This is a genomic window from Bradyrhizobium sp. S3.3.6, from assembly GCF_040546905.1.
Taxonomy (GTDB): Bacteria; Pseudomonadota; Alphaproteobacteria; order Rhizobiales; family Xanthobacteraceae; genus Bradyrhizobium; species Bradyrhizobium cytisi.
This window is the reverse complement of the sequence record NZ_JBEPOT010000007.1, coordinates 126246-146992: the sequence shown is the minus strand read 5'-3', so window position 1 is coordinate 146992 and position 20747 is coordinate 126246. Positions and strand designations below refer to the sequence as shown.

The 20747-nt window shown below is 59.2% G+C and carries 20 protein-coding genes and 2 pseudogenes; 8 read left to right on the top strand and 14 right to left on the bottom strand.

Annotation, left to right across the window (positions count from 1 at the left end; translation table 11 throughout):
- Positions 1-432: 432 nt before the first annotated feature.
- The 12 genes and pseudogenes from queC to ABID59_RS21310 all read right to left on the bottom strand — a co-directional run.
- The gene (queC, locus tag ABID59_RS21365) at positions 433-1131 is read right to left on the bottom strand and encodes a 7-cyano-7-deazaguanine synthase QueC (protein ID WP_354084670.1); all 699 of its coding nucleotides are present in this window, start codon (positions 1129-1131) and stop codon (positions 433-435) included.
- Entirely contained in the window at positions 1131-1505 is a 375-nt protein-coding gene (locus tag ABID59_RS21360; protein WP_354084669.1) for a 6-carboxytetrahydropterin synthase, read from the bottom strand. The genes queC and ABID59_RS21360 overlap by 1 nt, the downstream gene beginning before the upstream one ends.
- Entirely contained in the window at positions 1502-2134 is a 633-nt protein-coding gene (gene queE / locus ABID59_RS21355; RefSeq protein ID WP_354084668.1) for a 7-carboxy-7-deazaguanine synthase, read from the bottom strand. The genes ABID59_RS21360 and queE overlap by 4 nt, the downstream gene beginning before the upstream one ends.
- A 4-nt stretch (positions 2135-2138) precedes the next feature.
- The gene (gene dbpB, locus ABID59_RS21350) at positions 2139-3227 is read right to left on the bottom strand and encodes a DGQHR domain-containing protein DpdB (protein ID WP_354084667.1); all 1089 of its coding nucleotides are present in this window, start codon (positions 3225-3227) and stop codon (positions 2139-2141) included.
- The gene (dpdA, locus tag ABID59_RS21345; protein WP_354084666.1) at positions 3224-4516 is read right to left on the bottom strand and encodes a tRNA-guanine transglycosylase DpdA; all 1293 of its coding nucleotides are present in this window, start codon (positions 4514-4516) and stop codon (positions 3224-3226) included. Before dpdA ends, dbpB (ABID59_RS21350) begins: the two co-directional genes overlap by 4 nt.
- Positions 4513-5652: a DGQHR domain-containing protein DpdB gene (gene dbpB, locus ABID59_RS21340; protein ID WP_354084665.1), complete on the bottom strand. Its 1140-nt coding sequence runs from the start codon at positions 5650-5652 to the stop codon at positions 4513-4515. Before dbpB (ABID59_RS21340) ends, dpdA begins: the two co-directional genes overlap by 4 nt.
- A complete protein-coding gene (locus tag ABID59_RS21335; RefSeq protein WP_354084664.1) occupies positions 5652-6344 on the bottom strand; it encodes a hypothetical protein in 693 nt (230 codons plus the stop codon). The genes dbpB (ABID59_RS21340) and ABID59_RS21335 overlap by 1 nt, the downstream gene beginning before the upstream one ends.
- A gap of 621 nt (positions 6345-6965) precedes the next feature.
- Complete coding sequence (locus ABID59_RS21330) at positions 6966-7922, bottom strand: hypothetical protein (RefSeq protein WP_354084663.1); 957 nt, start codon at positions 7920-7922, stop codon at positions 6966-6968.
- Positions 7923-8084: 162 nt separating this feature from the next.
- Positions 8085-9278, bottom strand: coding sequence for a DGQHR domain-containing protein (locus ABID59_RS21325; protein ID WP_354084662.1), 1194 nt, complete (start codon positions 9276-9278; stop codon positions 8085-8087).
- A complete protein-coding gene (locus tag ABID59_RS21320) occupies positions 9271-10203 on the bottom strand; it encodes an HNH endonuclease (protein ID WP_354084661.1) in 933 nt (310 codons plus the stop codon). The genes ABID59_RS21325 and ABID59_RS21320 overlap by 8 nt, the downstream gene beginning before the upstream one ends.
- Before the next feature lie 354 nt (positions 10204-10557).
- Positions 10558-10881 (bottom strand): annotated as a pseudogene (locus ABID59_RS21315) (Y-family DNA polymerase); the annotation flags it as partial.
- Positions 10882-10959: 78 nt separating this feature from the next.
- Positions 10960-11644, bottom strand: a pseudogene (locus tag ABID59_RS21310) (SOS response-associated peptidase); the annotation flags it as partial.
- Between the two features lie 224 nt (positions 11645-11868).
- Here ABID59_RS21310 and ABID59_RS21305 point away from each other — a divergent pair.
- From ABID59_RS21305 to ABID59_RS21285, 5 genes are all read left to right on the top strand, one after another.
- Positions 11869-12753: a tyrosine-type recombinase/integrase gene (locus ABID59_RS21305; RefSeq protein ID WP_354084808.1), complete on the top strand. Its 885-nt coding sequence runs from the start codon at positions 11869-11871 to the stop codon at positions 12751-12753.
- Positions 12754-12764: 11 nt separating this feature from the next.
- Positions 12765-13970, top strand: coding sequence for an IS91 family transposase (locus ABID59_RS21300; protein WP_354084660.1), 1206 nt, complete (start codon positions 12765-12767; stop codon positions 13968-13970).
- 473 nt (positions 13971-14443) lie between these two features.
- Positions 14444-15667, top strand: coding sequence for a site-specific integrase (locus ABID59_RS21295; RefSeq protein WP_354084659.1), 1224 nt, complete (start codon positions 14444-14446; stop codon positions 15665-15667).
- Positions 15664-16587: a tyrosine-type recombinase/integrase gene (locus tag ABID59_RS21290; RefSeq protein ID WP_354084658.1), complete on the top strand. Its 924-nt coding sequence runs from the start codon at positions 15664-15666 to the stop codon at positions 16585-16587. Before ABID59_RS21295 ends, ABID59_RS21290 begins: the two co-directional genes overlap by 4 nt.
- Entirely contained in the window at positions 16584-17573 is a 990-nt protein-coding gene (locus tag ABID59_RS21285) for a tyrosine-type recombinase/integrase (protein ID WP_354037788.1), read from the top strand. Before ABID59_RS21290 ends, ABID59_RS21285 begins: the two co-directional genes overlap by 4 nt.
- A 111-nt stretch (positions 17574-17684) precedes the next feature.
- On the opposite strand, the gene ABID59_RS21280 is transcribed toward ABID59_RS21285, so the two are convergent.
- Positions 17685-18122 (bottom strand): hypothetical protein, encoded by a 438-nt coding sequence (locus tag ABID59_RS21280; protein WP_354084807.1) that lies wholly within the window; start codon positions 18120-18122, stop codon positions 17685-17687.
- Positions 18123-18169: 47 nt separating this feature from the next.
- Positions 18170-18565, bottom strand: a complete 396-nt coding sequence (locus ABID59_RS21275) for a hypothetical protein (RefSeq protein WP_354084657.1) — start codon at positions 18563-18565, stop codon at positions 18170-18172.
- Positions 18566-18713: 148 nt separating this feature from the next.
- Between ABID59_RS21275 and ku the strand changes: the two genes are divergently transcribed.
- The 3 genes from ku to ABID59_RS21260 all read left to right on the top strand — a co-directional run bounded on the left by ku (position 18714) and on the right by ABID59_RS21260 (position 20678).
- Complete coding sequence (ku, locus tag ABID59_RS21270; protein ID WP_354084806.1) at positions 18714-19646, top strand: non-homologous end joining protein Ku; 933 nt, start codon at positions 18714-18716, stop codon at positions 19644-19646.
- A gap of 67 nt (positions 19647-19713) precedes the next feature.
- Positions 19714-20217 carry an NUDIX hydrolase gene (locus tag ABID59_RS21265; protein WP_354084656.1) on the top strand — a complete coding sequence of 168 codons (504 nt, stop codon included), beginning with the start codon at positions 19714-19716 and terminating at the stop codon, positions 20215-20217.
- The gene (locus ABID59_RS21260) at positions 20214-20678 is read left to right on the top strand and encodes a metallophosphoesterase family protein (protein ID WP_354084805.1); all 465 of its coding nucleotides are present in this window, start codon (positions 20214-20216) and stop codon (positions 20676-20678) included. The genes ABID59_RS21265 and ABID59_RS21260 overlap by 4 nt, the downstream gene beginning before the upstream one ends.
- The last annotated feature ends 69 nt before the right edge of the window (positions 20679-20747 follow it).

Sequence of the window (20747 nt, the reverse complement as noted above, 5' to 3'; positions counted from 1 at the left end):
GTTTTCTCCCCGAATACGGCGAAATGACCTAGCGGGTCTGTCACTTACGCGGCACCAGAGGGCACAATCATTCAGAATCGTTCGATCAGTTCAATCACGGTCGATAATGTTCGTCAGAATAATGGGAGATATGGGGCTCCTTCGATTTCCTCGGCTGGCCGAACTGTAACGGTGCCACCTGCCTGTGATGGCAAGAGGCCTGGAGAGCGCAGATCGTGGAAGAAACGTAAGCATTTCTGGAATAATAGTCCGGCAGCCTACCTCAGACCTCATAAAATCGTGGGCAATCCAATGTGTCCGGTGCTTAGCTCACAAAAATTGCCCGCCGGCCGCTCCGACCGGACAGTGAAGAGCCCCGCGAGATATGGTCCGGCCGCACGGCCTGAGATCAACGCGGTCGTCGACACCAAGTCCCGGTCGGCCATCTCGCACTCAACTTGCCGAGAAGGCTTGAAACCCGCTCCGCCTCAGATCGCAGGCGGGGCATCTTGCGCAACCGCGACCCCAGTCGTTCTTTGTAAGCGTGTCCCCCTGATAGCAAGTCATCGTCCGGTCTCGTATCAATCCGACGAGGCGCTCACCGCCGAGTTGTCGAGCGAGGCGCCAAGTTTGCGCTTTGTCGATCCACATCAGTGGGGTCTCAAGCACAAAACGGCTTTCCATTCCGAGGTTGAGGGCAACCTGGAGGGCCTTGATAGTGTCGTCGCGGCAGTCGGGATAGCCGGAAAAGTCGGTCTCGCACACACCGGTGACGACATGCTTGAGGCCGCGCCGGAAGGCTATCGCTGCCGCGAAAGTTAGGAAAATGATGTTCCGGCCCGGAACGAACGTATTGGGCAGCCCGGACGGAGCCGTCTTGATCTCGACATCGCGCGTCAAAGCCGTCTCGCTTATGTCGCCGAGGACGCCGAGGTCGAGAACTCGGTCTTCTCCGAGCTTAGCCGCCCACGCAGGAAAAGAAGCGACCAGACCTTCGCGAAATTCGGTGCGCGCCTGGAGTTCAACGAGGTGCCGTTGCCGATAGTCAAATCCAATCGTCTCTACATGGTCGAAGCGGTCGAGCGCCCAAACCAGACAAGTTGCGGAATCCTGGCCACCTGAAAAGAGCACCAATGCGGAGTTTTCTGGCATCAGACTGTTTCCTTTCCGAAGACGCTGCAGGCGCCTGCATCGCTGTCGCGTCTCACGGTGACGCGCCAAAGGTTCGGGCACACACCTTCGACTTTTCGCCAAATCCAGGCCGCCAGATTCTCCATTGTCGCCGGACCCAGATCGTTTATCTCGTCGAGAAAGCGATGGTCGAGCCCATCCCTCGCGTCTTCCAGACTCTTCTCCAGGAGGGAGAGGTCGATCAGCATTCCAGTTTCAGGATCGGGCTCTCCGCGAACCACGACTTCGGCCCTGTATGAGTGACCGTGGATGCGTCGGCTCGGTTCAACCTCGATCGTGCGGTTGAGCGTGTGAGCCGCATCGAAGCGGAACTCCTTGCTTAGTTCGTAGATCATCGGATGCTCATGTATTTATGAGTCTGCAGCGAAAGTTTCCACTGCGGGTGATCGAGGCAGTACGCGATCGCGCTCGCCATGTTGGTGTCCCGGTGCGGACCGTCCATCGGTTGAAGGAGAAAGTGGTCGAATTGGAGATACTCAAACGATGAAGGATCTACATTCGCCTGCGGATATACGAGCTTGAGTTCGTTCCCCGATTTTTGGACAAGCGTCGTCGCCCCCTTCGGGCTCACGGTGATCCAGTCGATCGGCGTTTCGACCGGAAGCGTACCATTGGTTTCGATTGCAATTTCGAAATCCGCTGCGTGCAGGGCGGCTACCAGAACATCATCGACCTGCAGCAGGGGCTCACCGCCCGTCAGAACGACGAAGCGCTTGCCCCCGACGCCTCCCCACATTCTCTCTACGGCACCGGCGAGCGTGTCGGCGCCGTCGAATCGGCCGCCGCCCAGGCCATCGACGCCGACGAAGTCCGTGTCACAGAAGTTGCAGGCTGCAGTCGCCCGATCCGTCTCCCGGCCGCTCCAAAGATTGCAGCCCGCAAAGCGGCAGAATACGGCCGGTCTCCCGGCGTGACGCCCTTCGCCCTGCAGTGAGTAGAACATCTCTTTGACGGCGTATTTCATTCTGTCACGCAGCCTTGGCTGATCCGGCCAAGCGCCGCTTAAGCACTTGAGTGAGGTACAGCGTAAGTTGACGCACATCCGCCGGCACGTTCTGAAGCCCGTTCCAGCGGCGGCGTTCGCTTCCGAACTCCCATTCACCCGAACTCCAGGCTGTGCGCCCCTTCAGCAGTTTAAGTCCGCGGGCGAATTCGTCGCGAGACTCGGCTCCGATTTGGCCGTTCAGGAAGTCCATGACGTATCCCAGCGCGATGATGCCAGTGCCGTGGACCAACCGCGATGTCTTGGGCGTCTTGCCTACCCAGTCGTCGGCGAACACGTGCTGCACGGCATGATAATATTCGCTCATCAAATTAACGCCGTGCTTGAGGAGCATCTGATCCTCGCCGGCGTAAAGCCTCAGCGCGCCGTCGCTGAGCGAATTCATGATCACACGCTGAAGGACCGTGTCCCGGATAGAGCCCTTCGGGTTGGTCTGCTGTTTGATCAACCCTTTCAGCGAGGAACCTGCCCGGTAGTTGAGGGCCTCGGTGACGAGGGCTGCCTGCGAGCGGCCGGACATACGCGGCGGCAGATCGCCTACCTTCGGCAGCAATTCGTAGACCAAGGCCTTCGGCAGCGGACGCGTATTATTGACGAGGATGAACTGCTTTTGAAGTTCCTCCTCGGTCTCGCAAAGGAAGCCCGACACCAGGACTTCGAAATCGCGGCCGCGAAGTTCGGAGAGCGCAGTGAATCGCTGTTGGCCGTCCACGATCCATCCAGGCGGCCCATCTTTGGTATCTACAATCAGTTCGCGACGCCGGTCGGCGGCCGAACCTGCGCGCTTTAGTTTGGCGCTCCCCATGAACGCGACGACGATAGGATTCGGAAGAATGGAAGTCGGCTTTTCAAGATAGTCACGGATCTCACGGATATGGCCCGCGATCTGCGGCCTCTGAAAGCCCTGCAGGGTGCCGCTGCAGTCCCGGCCGGCCCGTTCTATTCGGGCGATCTTGGCGATCTCGTCCGCTTTCGCTACAAATGTGAAGACAGTAAGCTTCGGACTTTGGACCGGTGATAGGGCGTCGAAGTGGAAGAACCGTTGCTTGTTCATGCGATCTCCGCGCGAAACTCGTTGAGGTGAGTATGGAAGACGTGAAGGTTGTGGATGCCGCGGCGCTTGTTCCGGTTCGATGTGCGGAATATCACCGCCTCGACCCCGGCCTCACGGCAAACGCGGCAGTCGCAATGTTCCCAAGGGCGGTCGGAAAGGGTGCGCGAGTACACGGCGCGCTGCCGCAGCGCCGCTTCGGAACGTCGCGTCAGCGAAGGATCGGCGTCCCAGTTGAGGGCTGCCCAATAGTCCATTACCGCGTCAAGGCACTCCTCGATGCCGGCTTTGCCGGCCGCGTACCCGCGGACGCCGTCTAGGGCTGCCGTTTCGAGCCTTCGCGCGAGTTCCTGGTTGAGGCTGCCCTCACGCGCCTTGTTCTTCAACTTGTTGTTCTCGGTCGCCTGAGGAATGCGGATCGCCGTGTAGTAGGAAAGTTCGCCGCTGGAGGTTCGCACCCAGTAGTTCTTCTTGCCGTCCTTGAAGGCGCGTAGAAGCGGAGAGGTAGTGTCGAAGCTGGTCACGTTGCTTTGCTCGAGGGCGGCGAGATCTTCGATCTTTCCGAACCCGAGCAGGTGCAACCGGATCCGGGACGGCAGGGCACTTCGTAAAGCGGACAGGATCCGGCGGATCTGATCGATCTTGAGAGGAACGGTGCCTCCGATCGCCAGATAGTCGTATCCCATGCCGACGAGTTTGAGCGCCGCCTTTGCCATGCTTTCTGTCGACCATCCTTGGATCACGCCCATAGGGGTGAACGACTTGCCGATCGACTTCGATTCTCGCCGGAATTCGCTTGCGTTCTGCAGCGTGATTTCGTAGCGGCGGCGCACGTCGTCCGAGACATCGCGGAAGGAACGCGCAAGTCCTGCTTCGTCGAAGTCGAAGATGAGGTGATCGGGCGAGCAACCGTGAGTGAAGCCGGCATCGGCGTAGAATTCGGCGGTATCGTGCGCATGATAGGGGGGCTCGGGAAGATTCTTGTAGTTGAACGCGCCGCAGTCGCCCACAAGCATGCTGCCCGGGAACTTCTTGAGCGGATATCTGAGAAAGCTCCGTGCGCCCTCGCGTCGGAAACGCATCATCTGAGCTTCGGAATATTTTCCCGGATAGACGGCGTCGCCAACGATGGCGCGCGAAATTAGAATCCCGTCGTAGGGCGCCTTTTCCAGGAATTCGTGCGGATACTGGTCATCTCGATGTACTAGTCGACCGAGACGGTTGCGGTCCGCGAGGAAGTCGTACAGAGGATCGATGGTGTCGATGCTATCGGCGAATACGAAGCGCATCATGCCACCTTCGAAAAGGCGTGCGCATGGTCGAGGCGGATGAGTTGACCGGCCAGCATCCTGACGTCCTTGCTGACGTTCTGAATATCGTTCCAGTCCCGTTGAAGCTCGTTCCAACGTCCCGCAGTCCAGCGGCAGTGGGGAGCGATCCGCATGAGCGCTTCGGCAGCATGCTGCCGAAGATCGACACCCGGAGCCGCCCGGGACATCACCCGATCCATCAGCACGCTCATGGCGGCGATACCGGCGGAATGCATCAACCGGCTGTCGGTTGGCGGGCGACCCCATGCGTCAGGAAAAACGTCCCGCGCCGCGCACCAGAAACCGACGAGGACCCGGAACATCGCGTCGACGTCGGCCGGTGTGCCGCGGGACGCTTTGTAGGGCGCCAATGCGCCGAGAGTGCTGTTGATGCTGCCGCGGATAGCCTTCAGCAGCGTGGTGTCGGTGACGACCGCTTCGGAGGAGTCCTCCGAGATTCGCTTGATCAGTCCCTTGAAGGGGGAGTCGTGAGAACTCTGCAGTAGATGCACCAATTGGCTTGGAATTTTGCGCAACGAAAGATCGCGCGGAAATACCACGTCGAGTTCCGGAAGAAGTTCGTTGATCAGGCGAGGGTCGAGAGGTCTGGCCTTATTGACGAGGATGAATTGCTCGCGGTGCACGGACAACTCCTCCGAGACGAAAGCCACCACGGGCACCGGATAGGCTTTGTTCTGGGCCTGGGAAAGCGCGAGCGACCGCTGCTGCCCGTCCACGATCCACGCGCATTTCGCGCCGTCCGTTGGCATCGGAATACGCAGCGTACCGGCTTCGCAGATCCGTAGATCGCCCTCCGGCCGTTCTCCGCGCGATTGAACGAATCGGGCCGAAGGCGCGATCGCGAGAATGATCGCATTAGGAAAGATCACGGGGCCCTGGTCGAGAAAATCCGTGATGGCTTGAACGTGGCTCTTTATGCCTTTGCGCTGGAAGCCGTGCAGGGAACCGTCGCCGTCCCGGTGGACGCGGCTGATTTCGGCGATCTTGAGGATGTCCGCTCCCGCCATGAAGAAGGCGTAGACCGGTTTGTCCGCCTGTTGGGTCCGTACGGCGCGTACCGCGAGCACCGGTTCGCCGGTCTTCTTCGGTCTGGTCATTACGTCCCACCCTTGCCGGAGGCGATGCGGTAGAGCCTGCCGAACCGCGACTGCTCGCACGCGACGCCCTCCTCGTGACGCAGGGCTGCGAGCATGTGTGCCGAGCCTGACTGCATCCGCAGACGTCTCTTGATAATCGCCAGGAGTTCCTCATCCGTTTGTCGCGGACGATGAACCACTTCGGGCAATCGAAGGCTTCGCAGCGCGGATTTCACGGCGGCGAAATCGTCTTCGCGCCCGCGGCTGGCCTTGACGGCCACCGAGCGCGCAAAGTGAAGCATCGCACGTTGGGCGAAGTCCGAACGCGCGCCCGGAAAGATCGCATTGAGCCGTTCATCGTAGGGCGCAATGGCGGAGTGCAGGGAAGCTGGTAGGGCGCCTTCTAGCGAAGCACCGAAAATTCTAAGTCTACCGAGCATCTTCGGTGAGGCCATAGCGAGGCTGGCGCCCACCATTTCAGCATATGGACGAGAGAGGGCGACCAGAATGCGCCCCGACTTCCGCCCCCCTACGTCTTTCCAATCGTCCGAGTGGGCTCCCCGCAGAAGGGCTGCAAACCATGCCGCCGGATCGAATTTGCCGAGGATCTTTCGGGAGATGGATTGTTGGTGACCGAGCGAAACTGTCAGGCCGTAGACAGGAATTGATCGAGAAGCTGGTACGATGCCAAGACCGGCGGAGAGCACGAACATGCGCGCGCCCGCTAGATTCGCGGTTTCCGCCGCCAATCCGAACCCTCGTCCAGCGTAAAGAGCTTCCGCAGTCACTGATGACGGGAGATCGCGAATCTTCGCCAACCATTGCTTGGCCACCGCGCTCTGGGTGCCTCGCGACAACGAAGACGGGGTCGCCACCCGCTTTGGTTGCGCACTTTTGCGGTGCGAACAGGTTGTCAGCACCACGTCTATGGGTATTATAGTACCTCTCTCACTTTCGCCGTTTTTTGAACCGCTCGGCATTTTAACTGCGTCCCACCTTGCGCTCGATGACCCATCGAACCTGCGACCAGCAAGCCTTCTGGCGCTCAAAGCGACTGAAAGGCCCGTGCAGATCGCACATAACTTCTTTTCTGCAGATTAGCTAGGCCATCATCCGGAAAAATGCAAATTGTGAATCACGGACGGCATTGGTCATCAACTGCATTCTCACGGTACGCAGTTATGGGCCTGTTCAGACAAATTGAATTCCGTTTAACTGCGGCCGTCTAAGGTCGTTGCCACGGTCGCGTCTAAACGACCGAATCGCACGAGCGACGTATTTCGATCTTGATTTCCCGGCGCCATCGGCATTGGGGCTTATAAGGGCGCAACGGGCTATTTCTCATACATTCCCAGCACGTTCACGTCGGGGCCGTCGCGCAATGCTCCCACGACCCGCATTCCATGACCGAAGCCGCGCCGGATCATGCGATATGCGAATGTTCCGGCGCTGTATTGTCCAGCCACCTCGATATGAAGATGCATCGTGTTCACCAGATCGTTCAGGGGCACGCGGAAATCAATCCACTCAATTCTCGTGCCATTTTCCGTGGCTGCCGATTCGAGGACGCCAAGCGCGCGCTCCTGATTGAAATTCGTCGAGAGCCACCTCCAATAGTCGGCTTTTTTTTCGTTCTCATATGGAGGGGGGCGCTCGCCGGAATCTGCTAGCAACCGGTCGAAGAGAGTCACGACTTTACCGTTCGTGAACTCTACGGCCATCGGGATGAACTTCGTGCCTTTCGGCAGGTCAATGAAAGCCAGCGGACGGGGCACGGAAAGGGTCGCACCCGTACGCTGCCATTCGAGGACGCCACCAGGGTCGCCAAAAAGCAACTGCTGACGACGCTCGAGCAGATAGAAGATAGCAAGTTGGACTAGTTGCCGATGGGGAGTGCTAATGGGCGCGAGAAGAATCTCGCTCTCTGATCCTGATGTGGTCGATCGAACGCCTTTTCCTTCCGCATTTACTTCTGCCGAACTTGATGCGATTGCCGTCAGCCAATTTGCCAATCCGACGCTCGCCTTCAGGCCGAACTTCGCTTCTAGATCCTTTTTGGTCGTATCCGTGATCTTCAATTTTATCGGAGACGCTTCGTCGAACGGCGGCCTCACCGCCGCATCGTAGAAACGAGCGACGTTCAAGGCGTCGATGAAGATGGGGGCATCATTTATCCAAAGAAGCTCCCGAGGGATATCGGCGGCGCCCGATCGGTCCATATTTGGTTTTCCCCAAATGCAACTGAGAAAAGCAACGGCGATGTCTTTAATCGGGACGATCAACGAGATCATGATCGACTCTCCGACACTAGCGAGTCGCGCGTCCCGCTACAATTCGAAACGTCGGATCGCGGTGCACATGTTCCACAAAGCGGGCCTGCCCTTAATCGATAGTTCGTCTTGAAGTGCAGGTATTCGGCGGAAATGACGGGCGGGGATGCTCGGGCGATGCCCCTAGTCTTCGTCCTCGTCTTCTCCCGTGCTGAAAACATTGAGATCCTTGCGCCACGCCGTCGCGTCATCCGGATTCGCATGCATGTTTGCTTTGAGAATCCTAATATCTTTCTTGATGATGTCGCGCCCTCCGGAAGTATCGAGACTCTTGAGCGTCCACTCCTCAGTCCAGAACTCGGCAGGTATTCCGGAGATGAGCGCTGCTGCCTTCTTGCCGGCCTCGGCGCCGCCGTCGTCCATCACAGCCGATTGAGAGAAGGCAGGATCGAAATCCGACTTGATTCGGTCCACCACCATTTCCGAAAGCGATTGTATCGTCGCCTTCAAGATCAAGTTTGGAAAGTCTCCGGCGTTCTCGTGCGTGATGCTGTATTCTGCGAAGATCGCCTTCCAAATTGCATATAAGACCGCTAGAGCGTCGCTTTCATCCGACTTGGTTTCGGGAAAAGCACGATTGACAGCCTTGAGAGAGTTCTCCAGGGCGGCTGGTGGCACGAGTGGATTGCCGTCTTCGAAGCGATTGTTAACCCAGTCGACCATTTTGTGGAAAGGGCTGTCCTGATCCTCATTCAGAACGTCGACGGCGGTCGCAAAGATGGACCCTGTTATCGACGCGTGCGTCAGTCGATCGCGAAGATCGCCTTTGAGAAGATCAAAATTCGCATAGAGTGCTTTGAGGTTATCAGTGGCAAGTTTATGGGCTTTATTGTTGATCGTAACGAACTGGAATGCCCGTTCAAGTTTGGTCATGGAGAGAAATAGGCACACGGGCACCATCGGGTCGAAATCAAGTTCCGACATGCCCTTTAGACGGTGCTGGCCGTCGATGATGAACGTTGCAGGCTGCACTTCGTCTGGGAAAATGACGCGCGTTGTTCCTGTGCCCGGATCCTGCTCCAGAACATAGCCCACCACGCCCTTCTTCAAGGCTGCGGTATTCTTCACCTTGGTGACGGACTCGTCGAATGCGATCGTTACACTCGTCGGAATGACATTGTTCTTATGGGCTTTGAAGAACTTCTTGATCTGACGCCACCTGGCAGCAATCAATTCGCGCTGCACGTTTCCACGATCCAGTTTGATGCTGTCGGCGTGTGCCCAACGTACGATGTCTTTTGCTCCAGCGACGAAGACAAGAAAAGGAGTGCCAGTCCCAGGCTGTTGCTCCACCAGAAACCCCTCATACTTATTCACGGAGTTGAACCCCCTCTAGCGACTGGTCTGCACCGCACTGTCCGCAAGCAATGTCGACATTCATGGAATGGTAGCTATCTTGCCGATTTCGTCTTACAAGAAATAGTCGCTCATCCTCTGTGTCGTGAAACTTGGTTCCACAAATTGCGCACGATCCAGACTGGCGCCATAAAAGCGCAAATTTGTTGCGACCGCCAAATGCTGCTTTAACGTTTTTTCCTACCGAACTCGTTATTGCGTTCTCGAGGGGAAAGTCGGCGTAGCTGAGTAGTACATCCTTGTATTTATTGCAGTCCTCGCAGCAAGCCGCGACGTTGGCTGAACTTCGGCCGCCGCCGCGCTTTTGCGCAAAGATATGATCGATCTCGAATCCGCGGCGTGGTGCGAATGCTTTCTCGACCTTATCGACTTCCTTGGTTGCTTCCCCTTCGTCTTCTTTTTCGACCGCCTCCGGCTTTGCGTCGGCATATTCCAGATGCTGGCCGCAAATGTAGCACCGATGGGAATTTGCTCTTGCAAAGCGCTTTATGGTCCGCTTCTGATAGTTGGACAGCTTGGCGCCTCCAGAGACGATGCGAGGACAAATCTTCGACAGATGCCACGCCATGTCATCGCAGACCTCTTGGGCGACGTTGAGTACGTCGGAGACCGCTTCGGCCCATTGCTCCAAACGGACCTCTTCGGGTAGCGCGCTGGTTGCCTTGTGTATCTGGACACCTCTCGTGACAAGCCGTGCCAGGATGAAGTTCACCAATCGGTCGTTAATGTACTCGTAACGGTCTCGATCGCGAAGCACTGGAGCAATATCGACAGCGACATGCATGCGAAGGAGCTTCCAGAGCCGCTCTCCCCATTCCTCGGATTTTTCATCGGAGAAATCTCTAAAGGCATACTTCCTATCGAGTGTAATCGAGCTTGGCTTCATGGCCAGTCTGTTCCGCAAATGAACTCAACTGGGATTCCCCATCCCGCCATTTCGTACCACGCAATTGTTAAACAACATGACCTTCTGATCATCATCCCGATTCAATAGATGTACTTCCGGCTCGAAAACACGCTTCAGTTGTAAATCGACCAACGCCGGAGGTCAACATGCGTTGAATTCGCCCCCGGATATTATGCGGGCGCGCGTGAGATGCTCCGGTTTCGGGAAGGACATTTACTTCGACCGATTGACCGGCCAAATCTGCGCTGGAGACCTACCTCGCGATAGAGCGGATACGCTGGCTTGGGTTTTCGCATTGGTGGCATTTGTTGACGCGCCTGCGGAAGGCTCAGGAGGGATGCTCTGCAGATTTTCGGTCACGTCGAGGTAGGCCTCGTCGAGCGACAGCGGCTCGATGATCGGTGTGTGCTCTGCGAAGATTTCACGGATTTGCAAGGAGACCGTCTTGTACACCTCGAAACGCGGCTTGACGAAGATCAGGTCTGGGCATTGCCGCTTCGCGGTAACCGATGGCATGGCCGACCTGACGCCGAACTTGCGCGCTTCGTAGCTGGCCGCCGCCACGACGCCGCGCTCGCGCGATCCGCCGACGGCGACCGGCTTGCCGCGAAGATCCGGATTGTCCCGCTGCTCGACGGATGCATAGAAGGCGTCCATGTCGATGTGGATGATCTTGCGTTGGCGCCCCGGGGAAGCCGCCTGGTCGTCCTCGATGGTCACGTCGCTAACTCGACCATCTTCCTTGACGCCGCGGGCTACGATCCGGAGCGTTCCATCGGCAAGCGGCCGCTGCAACTTCAGGGCCTCGTCCAGAGGAGCGGTCATCCAGGTCTCGACTTCGTCCGGCGTCGTCAGGATCACCGGCATCGCCTTGGGGTGGATGGCGCCGACCTCCGCGTTTGGCTCGGTCGTGAGGAACGCGTAGAGGTCGTTGGTGGTCTCGCCTTCCTTGACCTTGCGAACGGACGTCCAGTTGGTCCAAATTCCGGCGAAGCAGGCAAGGGGGCGGGTCTCATCGCGTGCGAACCAGATATCGCCGCCTTCTGCCTTGTTGAACTCGCTGAACGAGTTGAACGGCACCACGCAGCGGTTTTCGGCTCCCAGCCATCTCGTCCAGTGCTTGCTCTCTACGTTTCGGATGTTAGTCGTGCCGCCGTCCGGCTCCTCCGCAGCAACTCCTTGAGATCGACGGGCTGCCCTTGGCCCGCAGTTTTTCGGCGCGTTTCTTGGTGGCGTCCATCAGTGCCTTTGACGACGATGGCATCCCCCAGCGCGCAGTGACGAGCTCGCGACCTTCGGCTCCGTTGCGAACGATCGGCGCCTTGTAATCCGGAAACACACCCGGCATCGGCGCCAGATTGCCAACATATCGGTTGACGACGCGAAACAGCGCGCTGATCGCGGCCTGGTTTGTCGTGATCGAGTAAAGGTTATGCCGACGTCGGCATAATTTGTATTGGACGAACCCGCTCCGCGGGAGGGTATCCGCGTTGAGCGTGGGGTATCCCCCTTGAAGCCAGCCCGTGTCTCTGACCCCAGCACCACCCGCACAGCGACGCAATCCACTGCATTTCAGAAGCGCTTGCCCTTGGCAAGATGGTGTTGCTGCCCGCGCGCAGCGTCCCTCTTGTCAAGGAGTTCGCTATGACCTCGCTTCGGTTACGCATGATGGAAGACATGCAGATCCGCAACCTGTCGCGACACACCCAGGATTCCTATTTGCTGCAGGTTTCGCAGTTCGCCCGGCATTTCGCTAAATCACCGGCTTTGCTCGGCCCGGAGGATATCCGCGCCTACCAGGTCTATTTGACGAACGAGAAGAAGCTGGCGCCACGTTCGGTGCACGTGACCGTCGCGGCGCTTCGATTCCTCTACCGCGTCACGCTCGGCCTCAATTGGGATTTCGAGCAGATCATTCCGTGCCCAAAGGCGCCAAAGACACTTGCCGTCATTCTCAGCCCCGAGGAGGTGCTGCACTTCCTCGGCTGTATCGAGAGCCTCAAACACCGAGCGATTCTGACGACATGCTACGCCGCCGGCCTGCGCATTTCTGAGGCCACCCGCCTGAAGCCTGAGGCTATCGACCGCCAGCGCATGGTGCTGCGCGTCGAGCAGGGCAAGGGACAGAAAGACCGCTATGTCATGCTGTCGGCCAGGTTGCTGGAGGTGCTGACGAACTATTGGCGCGCCGTGCGACCCACCGGAGCATGGATGTTTCCCGGCGCCGTTGTTGGAGAACCGATATCGACAAGCGCCGTGGATGCCACCTGCCGTAAGGCACATCGGGTGTCGAAACTCTCCAAGCCGGTGACACCGCATTCGCTGCGGCACGCATTTGCGGTGCACCTGCTCGAAGCCGGAACCGATCTCCGCACCATCCAGCTCCTGCTCGGCCATCGCAGCTTGTCAACGACCGCTCAATATCTGCGGATCGCTACCAACAAGGTCTGCGCGGCGACGAGCCCGCTTGAACTGCTGCCGCGTCCGATCCCCAAGGCCTCCTCACCGCCCGCGCCCGAACATTTCTGACGGCCAGCCCCATGGGCCGCTCCGGTCCGGAAGTGGCGGATATATTCCGTCGCTACGGTGCTGCTTGGCGAGAGCAGCACTGGGCTTTGCTATCGACCGAACGACGCGCAGCGATGACTGCCATCGAGCGCTGCCGAACGTCGGCGCTTGGAGGCCATGTCGAACAGTGCGACCGCTGTGGCGAACGACGGATCGCGTACAACAGCTGCCGTTCCCGCAGTTGCCCCAAGTGCCAGTGGCTCGCCCGAGCGGAATGGATCGAGGCTCGGCGGGAAGAGCTACTCGATACGCAGTATTTCCATGTCGTCTTCACCGTTCCCAATGAGATCGCCGCGATTGCCTTCCAGAATGCCAGCACGGTCTACAAGATCCTGTTCCACGCAGCCGCCGAGACGTTGCGCACCATCGCTGCCGATCGGCGACATCTCGGCGCGGAGATCGGGTTTTTCGCGGTGCTTCACACCTGGGGTCAGAACCTCAGCCATCATCCCCATCTCCACTGCGTCGTGCCTGGCGGCGGGCTGTCGCCGGACGGGAGCCGCTGGATCGCGTGCCGTCCCGGCTTCTTCCTACCAGTCGCCGTGCTGTCCCGACTGTTCCGACGATTGTTTCTCGAAGGCCTGCAAAAGGCATTCGATGCCGGCGAGTTGCGATTCTTTTCGTCATTGGAACAGCTGCACGATCCCGTCGCATTCCGGCGCTATCTGGATCCCGCCCGCCAGGTCAACTGGGTGGTCTATGCCAAGCCACCCTTCGCGGGCGCTGAACGGGTTCTGGAATATGTCGGACGCTACACACACCGGGTGGCAATCGCCAACAACCGGATCGTCGATATCGAGGATGGCAAGGTACGCTTCCAGTGGAAGGACTATCGCAACGAGAACCGGCAAAAGGTAATGACGCTCGAGGCCGGGGAGTTCATCCGGCGTTTCCTCGTCCATGTCTTGCCCGAAGGATTTCAGCGCATCCGCTACTACGGTTTCATGGGCAACCGCTACCGCAAGCAAAAACTCGCCCGCTGCCGCGAACTGCTCGGAATGCAGCAGTCCGACACGGCGGTAAAACCGAAGGAAGAGCGCGACTATCGCGACAAGCTCGAGGAGCTGACTGGAGTTTCCCTGCGGGAATGTCCCTTTTGCCGTCAAGGGCAGATGATGTGCATCGAGGTGCTCGCGCCCGCTGCGTCACAAGACCCACCTTTTCTGGACACCTCATGACTGTCACGATCTTTCAATCATTGATCATCGTTCTTTCTATCTGCCAGGATAGACAGCAGGCATCCTATTGTCGCACTTCCGAAATCAAGCCCTCCAAGCGCGGGTGTCGACGGTCTTTTCGACCGGGAGAACTTAAATGTTTCGGCATCAAGACCGCATCCAGCATGTCCCCGACGCCTGAGCGACGGCGCTGTCCGCTAGGAAGCAGCATCCAATTTCCATAGCGGCACAGGCGCGCTAGGCGGCTTCGTCCAACACGTTTTTAGATTACCGGCGCACTCGCAGCTGCGCACTTTGAAGCTCAGTGCCGCGCCGCCAATCTAAAAACGCTCTCTACTATGCCGACCTCGGGATTATGCCGACCATTGGCTCTGAACGGGCTCTGGCGGCGGCGATTGCTGCGTTAGAGTCGGCATAATCCGATTGGTCTCACAGCGTACAGTCTCCCTCTTGCCAATTGAAGGGAGGCTTTCATGTTGATTGATCTGTCACGAGTTGGGGTTTCGGGTCCGCTTTCGGCATTCGCGACTGGGTTTGCCGACCACATGACACGACAAGGCTATAACCCACACCAGACCCGCCTGCACTTATTGCTGCTAAACCACCTGAGCAATTGGCTTGCGAGCGAGGGGCTCGTTGTAGGGGAACTGCGCGCAAAGGAAGTAGAGCGGTTTCAGCTCAGCCGTGATGAAGCGGGTTACAGCTTTCTTCGCTCTATCAGAGCGATGCAGCCGATCCTCGGTTACCTGCGCGGTCTTGGGATCGCACCGCCGGCTTCGTCACCTCCGGTCAGCGGAGTGCTTGAAGCGGCCCTGGCGCGATACCGAGGTTACTTGATACTTGAACGTGGCATTAGGAATGCGTCAGCGTCCCGGTATATTGAACTGATGCGTCCCTTCCTTCAAACCAAGGTCTTGGCGGACGGCCATACTCTAGACCTTCGAAGCCTGACGGCGGTTGACGTCGTTTCTTTCGTGGTGACAAACTGCCCTCGCCTGAGCCCTGGGACGGCCGGGTTGACAGTGTCGGCCCTTCGATCACTACTCGGTTTTCTTTACGTCGACGGCGTTATCGATCGGTCACTCGTGTCTGCGGTACCGACCGTTCCCGGTCGGCGATTAACCGGATTGCCGAAGGGATTGGCCGCTGACCAAGTGCAGCGCCTTCTGGCGTCCTGCGACACCAGCACCCGAAGTGGCTGTCGTGACTTCGCGGTCCTGACCATGCTTGTTCGCCTGGGCTTGCGGGCAGGCGAAGTCGCCAAACTGCAGCTTGAGCATATCGATTGGCGAGGCGGCGAGATCGTGATTGCCCACAGCAAAGGCAATCGCGCCGAACGACTGCCATTGCCTGCAGACGTCGGCGAAGCAATCGCGGCTTACTTGCATCACAGCCGTCCCGCAAGCACGCAAGGCCGAATGGTGTTTGCACGGATCACAGCTCCGCATCACGCTCTCACCACTGGCGCGGTAACGCAGATTGTTCGCCACGCTGGCGAACGGTGCGGCTTTGAACCGATCCATGCTCACCGGCTGCGTCACACCGCAGCGACTCTGATGCTACGCGGCGGTGCATCGCTGCCCGAGATCGGACAACTCCTGCGCCACCGCAACGCCATTACGACATCGATCTATGCCAAGGTCGATCGCGATGCTCTGCGGTCGATCGCTCGCCCCTGGCCGGGTGTCGTCGCATGAACGCTCTCCGCAAGGCTCTCGCAGACTACTTTGTGGTTCGCCGCGCCCTCGGCTTTAAGCTCTATCGAGCCGAGAAGCTCCTCGGTCAGTTTCTCACCTTCGTCGAGGATCGCGGCGAAGATCATCTGACAACCGAGGCGGCGCTCGCTTGGGCGACGCTTCCTAAGCGCGGTCGAACCTGGGCATTTGCCCGGCTTTCCGTTGTTCGCCGCTTCGCTAAACACCTGCGCGGGATCGACCCCGCGACCGAGGTGCCCCCGACCCACTTGCTGGTGCAGCAAAAGGGCCGAGCAACGCCCTACCTATATTCGGAGTCGGATATCGCGGCCCTCATCGCCGCGGCCGGGACGCTGCGGACACCGCACCGAGTGGCGACATTTCGGACATTGATCGCCTTGCTTGCAGTGACCGGAATGCGGGTTGGGGAAGCGATCGGCCTCGACCGCGACGATTTTGACTCCGTCATTGGACTACTCACCATTCGGAACGCAAAGTTCGGCAAGTCTCGCCAATTACCGCTGCATCCGAGCACGGTGGCTGCACTGGTTGATTATCTGCGTCGAGAAGACCGTCCGACAAACTCGTCGAATACGCCGGCACTGCTGGTCACTACGGTTGGCACCAGATTCCACTACATGGGTATCCAGCCCGTCTTTCGTCAAATTGTCGACCGTGCCGGCCTCAAGCCGCGCGCGGGCTCATGCCGTCCGAGGCTCCATGACCTGCGGCATGGATTTGCCGTCAATACCATCCTTGACGGATATCGAGATGGCAGGGAGCCGGGGAACCGGATCGCGTTGTTGTCGACCTACCTCGGCCACGTCGATCCTGTCAGCACATACTGGTATCTTTCAGCTGCGCCGGAGTTGCTGACGCTGGTTGGTGATCGTTTGGAGCGGCACCTCGGAGGTGCCGCATGACCGCACTTGCCCCAACCCTGCAAGCGTTCTTCACGGAACGCCTCATCCGCCAGCGCCAGGCTAGTCCCCATACACTTGCAGCCTACCGGGACACGCTGCGGCTGCTGCTGGTTTTCGCGTCCGCGAGGAAGGACGTCGAACCATCGAAGCTGGACATCCACGATCTTGATGCGCCGCTCATCGGCGCCTTCCTCGACCATCTTGAGAAGCAGCGCGAGAATAGTGCGCGCACTCGCAACGCTCGACTTGCCGCCGTCCGTTCGCTGTTCCGGTACGCAGCGCTTCGACATCCCGAGCATGCCGCCGTAATCGAGCGGGTGCTTGCCATTCCACGCAAGCGTTTCGACCGAAGGCTCGTCACTTTTCTGATCGAACCTGAACTCGATGCGCTGTTCCGCGCACCCGACCGCTCGACCTGGACCGGGCGGCGCGACCATACCCTGCTTACGCTCGCGGCCCAAACGGGCCTGCGTGCGTCAGAATTGATCGGCCTTCGCATCAGCGATGTTCATCTCGGCACTGGCGCCCATATCAGTTGCATGGGGAAAGGACGGAAGTTGCGGATCACACCGATTACCGCGGGTATGGTCGCCCTCCTGCGTGTTTGGCTCGCCGAGCGCTCGGGTCAACCGACGGAGCCACTTTTCGTCACTCGATCGGGAACGTCACTCAGCCGTGACGCCCTCGAACATCGGCTCGCCAAATACGTTCAGATCGCCGCCCGCGCCTGTCCGTCGTTGGGACACAAATCCATCAGCATGCATGTGTTGCGTCATAGCGCCGCGATGCGACTGCTGCGGGCAGGAATTGAAACCTCGGTGATAGCACTTTGGCTCGGCCATGAGCAGGTCGAAACCACCCACATCTACCTACACGCTGATATGGGAATCAAGGAACGCGCACTGGCCGCGACAGCTCCAGCGGTAGCCACCCCCGGTCGTTTTCGACCGAACGACAAGCTTCTCGCATTTCTGGAGGCACTGTGATTATGCCGACCCCAACGCAGCGATCGCCGCCGCCAGAGCCCGTTCAGAGGCAATGGTCGGCATAATCCCGAGGTCGGCATAGTACAGGTTGCACATCGGTCAGGCTTCGGTTCAAGGGTGGCGCGGCTGCCAGGCCAATTGTAACAGAGTCGCGGATGGACGCCGGCCGGCCTTGGTGCACTTGCGGCAGCGCAGCCGGCTGGCGAGATCGTGCACGAAGGTAGTCGGCGGGTGCTTCATTGCCGCGAGGTCGACATCACTCGGCGTCTTGCAACGCGCGCACCTGATCTCAAGCCAAGGGAAGCCTCCATTCACGGCCTGGTCGATGGTGGGCGACGGATCGATCGGTTCGCCGTCTGACCACATCCGCTCGTTCCAGCTTTCGCAAAGCAGCCTGTCAGCTTGCTGAATCATCGCTTCGCCCTTTGCCCGCAACTCCACCGATTGGGCAGCCAAGATGTTGGCCATTGCGCGTGCCTTGCCGAGCTCCTTCGCCAGAGCCTTGCGATCGCCGCCCGACAGAGGCGTGGGGTGATACTTCGGGGCCATCCAGACATCCAGGCGCAAAGAGATCGGATCGGCGATATGGACGCGGGCTACGGCGTCTCGAAAGCCGGCCAGCACCCGTCTTCTTCATGCCTGCCGGTGCGTTGCTGGCAGGTATTGTCTAGCAGCCGCTGCGCGACGTCCTTCCAGACAGCGTTGCCGCCGTACAATCGGACGGCATCCGCGGTCTGGATTTCCACGCTCCTTTCGCAGCGGCGGCAGGAGACGCACAGCACGTGGCGCTGAATTTCCGACAGACGTCGCTGCCGCATCTGGGCCCCGGTCGCGCCGGCGCGAGGGTCTTTGAGGACCGATTCCCAATATTCGGCCGGGAGGGGCGCATCCGGAGCCGCAGCCGGAGCAGTCGGCCTGCGGGCCGCTTCAGCGGCCAGTTTTTCCATCTGCTTTGGGGTCGGCATGCGCCAGCTCGCGGGTCGATCAGTCATGCCGGAATTAGAACATAAAGAGAACAAAAGTCGAGTCCGCTTCAAGCCCGCGGCAAGAATAAACCATTCCGTTAGACGGGTCGCGATGTCGGAACCAAGCCGGGCCGTTCGTCTTGAATCCAGCATCAGTATCGGAGTTCCACCCGCCATGGCCCCCCGCGCGAACTGGAAAGGCTTTCTGCGTCTTTCCCTCGTCACCTGTCCGGTAGCGCTCTATCCGGCCACGTCGGAATCCGAAAAAGTCTCCTTCAACCAGCTCAACCGGAAGACGGGTCACCGCATCAAATATGCCAAGGTGGATCCCGACACCGGCGAGGAGGTCGACAACGAGGACATCGTCAAGGGTTACAAAGTCGACACCGATACCTTCATCGAGGTGACGAAGGAGGAGCTCGAGAACGTCGCGCTGGAGTCGACGCGAACCATCGAGATCGACGAGTTCGTTGACCGCAGCGAGATCGATCCGCGATATCTGATCCGCCCCTACTATCTGCGTCCCGACGGCAAGGTGGGACACGACGCTTTCGCCGTCATTCGCGAAACGATCCGGGAAATGAACAAGGTCGCGATCGGTCGGGTGGTGCTGACCAATCGCGAACACATCATCGCGCTGGAGCCGCTCGACAAGGGGCTGATGGGGACGCTGCTGCGCTATCCCTACGAGGTCCGTTCCGCAGACGAGTACTTCGACGAAATCCAAGACGTCAAAGTGACCAAGGACATGCTCGATCTCGCCAAGCACATCGTCAACCAGAAGGCGGGCCAATTCGAGCCGGACAAATTCGAAGACCAGTACGAAACTGCCCTCATCGATCTCATCAATCAGAAGCGCGCCGGCAAGCCGATCACCGCGAAAGTCCGTCCCCGCGGCGAGAACGTGGTGGACCTTATGGACGCGCTGCGCAAGAGCATTGGAGCCGACGCGGCGGCAGCGACAGAATCGCAGAAGAAGCCAGCCAATAAGGCGCGCAAGGCGGCGGCCGGGCAGAAGGAAATGCTGATGCCGATTGCCGGCAAGAAACCGGCGAAAGAGGCCGCGGCGAAGAAACCGGCGGCAAAACCGCAGCGGAAGTCAGCCTAGCGCGTCGTTAAGCAAGCATCCAGTGACGCCAGACGGCCGCTACGTCGTGTCCGCGGCAGGGAGCGATATGGCTGCGCTGAAAAAGACTTCCAGGAGATCGATGTTGAGCGCGGGCATTCTCGCCTACCGCAAGGGCGCTGGCGGGCTCGAGGTTCTGCTCGTTCATCCCGGCGGTCCGTTCTGGCGCACAAAGGATAACGGCGCCTGGTCCATTCCGAAGGGCGAAATCGATGCCGCGGATGCTCCGGAGCAGGTCGCGCGGCGCGAGTTTGCGGAAGAACTCGGCCCGAGCGCTTCGATTAGTCCACTGCAGCCCCTGGGGGAGGTCCGGCAGCGAGGAGGGAAGCGCGTCATCGCATTCGCGGGAGAAGGCCATTTTGACCCGGCGGCGCTGACCAGCAATACCTTCGATATCGAATGGCCGCCACGAAGCGGCCAAAGGCAGAGTTTTCCCGAAGTCGACCGCGCGGAATGGTTCAATATCGAGTTCGCGCGGACGAAGATGCTGCCCGCTCAGGTAGAGCTTCTCGATCGTCTTTTGGCGATCGCGCGAGCGAGCGACGGGAAATAATGTTCAGGATTGGAATCATTTCGGACACCCACGGCCTGTTGAGGCCCGAGGCGGAACGAGCCCTGACGGGCCTCGATCACATCATCCATGCCGGCGACATCGGGCGCCCCGAGATCGTCGACGCGCTTCGCCGGATCGCGCCGGTCACGGCCATCCGTGGAAACGTGGACAGCGGCGAGTGGGCCCGTCAATATCCTGACACGAAACTCGTGCGCTTGGCGGGAAAGTCGATCTACGTTCTGCACGACCTGAAGACGCTGGAGGTCGATCCCTACGCCGGCATCGACGTCATCGTCTCCGGGCATTCCCACGTGCCGAAGATCGACACGGTCGGTGGCGTTCTCTACCTGAATCCCGGCGGCGCGGGACCGCGGCGCTTCAAGCTGCCGATCACGCTTGCGACGCTCGAAGTCACGCGTGAGGGCGTGCGACCGGAAATCCACGACCTTGGAGGCGACTGAGAGCACCATTACGGACGGAATTCTCAGCGGGAGAGGTGAAGGCGTTAATTCGTTCCGTTTGCCGGTTAC

What these genes read in the sequence shown, in the direction of transcription:
- queC (WP_354084670.1), bottom strand. Translation starts at nt 1,131, where the DNA reads ATGCCAGAAAACTCCGCATTGGTGCTCTTTTCAGGTGGCCAGGATTCC.
- ABID59_RS21360 (WP_354084669.1), bottom strand. Translation starts at nt 1,505, where the DNA reads ATGATCTACGAACTAAGCAAGGAGTTCCGCTTCGATGCGGCTCACACG.
- queE (WP_354084668.1), bottom strand. Translation starts at nt 2,134, where the DNA reads ATGAAATACGCCGTCAAAGAGATGTTCTACTCACTGCAGGGCGAAGGG.
- dbpB (WP_354084667.1), bottom strand. Translation starts at nt 3,227, where the DNA reads ATGAACAAGCAACGGTTCTTCCACTTCGACGCCCTATCACCGGTCCAA.
- dpdA (WP_354084666.1), bottom strand. Translation starts at nt 4,516, where the DNA reads ATGATGCGCTTCGTATTCGCCGATAGCATCGACACCATCGATCCTCTG.
- dbpB (WP_354084665.1), bottom strand. Translation starts at nt 5,652, where the DNA reads ATGACCAGACCGAAGAAGACCGGCGAACCGGTGCTCGCGGTACGCGCC.
- ABID59_RS21335 (WP_354084664.1), bottom strand. Translation starts at nt 6,344, where the DNA reads ATGTTCGTGCTCTCCGCCGGTCTTGGCATCGTACCAGCTTCTCGATCA.
- ABID59_RS21330 (WP_354084663.1), bottom strand. Translation starts at nt 7,922, where the DNA reads ATGATCTCGTTGATCGTCCCGATTAAAGACATCGCCGTTGCTTTTCTC.
- ABID59_RS21320 (WP_354084661.1), bottom strand. Translation starts at nt 10,203, where the DNA reads ATGAAGCCAAGCTCGATTACACTCGATAGGAAGTATGCCTTTAGAGAT.
- ABID59_RS21305 (WP_354084808.1), top strand. Translation starts at nt 11,869, where the DNA reads ATGACCTCGCTTCGGTTACGCATGATGGAAGACATGCAGATCCGCAAC.
- ABID59_RS21300 (WP_354084660.1), top strand. Translation starts at nt 12,765, where the DNA reads ATGGGCCGCTCCGGTCCGGAAGTGGCGGATATATTCCGTCGCTACGGT.
- ABID59_RS21295 (WP_354084659.1), top strand. Translation starts at nt 14,444, where the DNA reads ATGTTGATTGATCTGTCACGAGTTGGGGTTTCGGGTCCGCTTTCGGCA.
- ABID59_RS21290 (WP_354084658.1), top strand. Translation starts at nt 15,664, where the DNA reads ATGAACGCTCTCCGCAAGGCTCTCGCAGACTACTTTGTGGTTCGCCGC.
- ABID59_RS21285 (WP_354037788.1), top strand. Translation starts at nt 16,584, where the DNA reads ATGACCGCACTTGCCCCAACCCTGCAAGCGTTCTTCACGGAACGCCTC.
- ABID59_RS21280 (WP_354084807.1), bottom strand. Translation starts at nt 18,122, where the DNA reads ATGGCCCCGAAGTATCACCCCACGCCTCTGTCGGGCGGCGATCGCAAG.
- ABID59_RS21275 (WP_354084657.1), bottom strand. Translation starts at nt 18,565, where the DNA reads ATGACTGATCGACCCGCGAGCTGGCGCATGCCGACCCCAAAGCAGATG.
- ku (WP_354084806.1), top strand. Translation starts at nt 18,714, where the DNA reads ATGGCCCCCCGCGCGAACTGGAAAGGCTTTCTGCGTCTTTCCCTCGTC.
- ABID59_RS21265 (WP_354084656.1), top strand. Translation starts at nt 19,714, where the DNA reads ATGGCTGCGCTGAAAAAGACTTCCAGGAGATCGATGTTGAGCGCGGGC.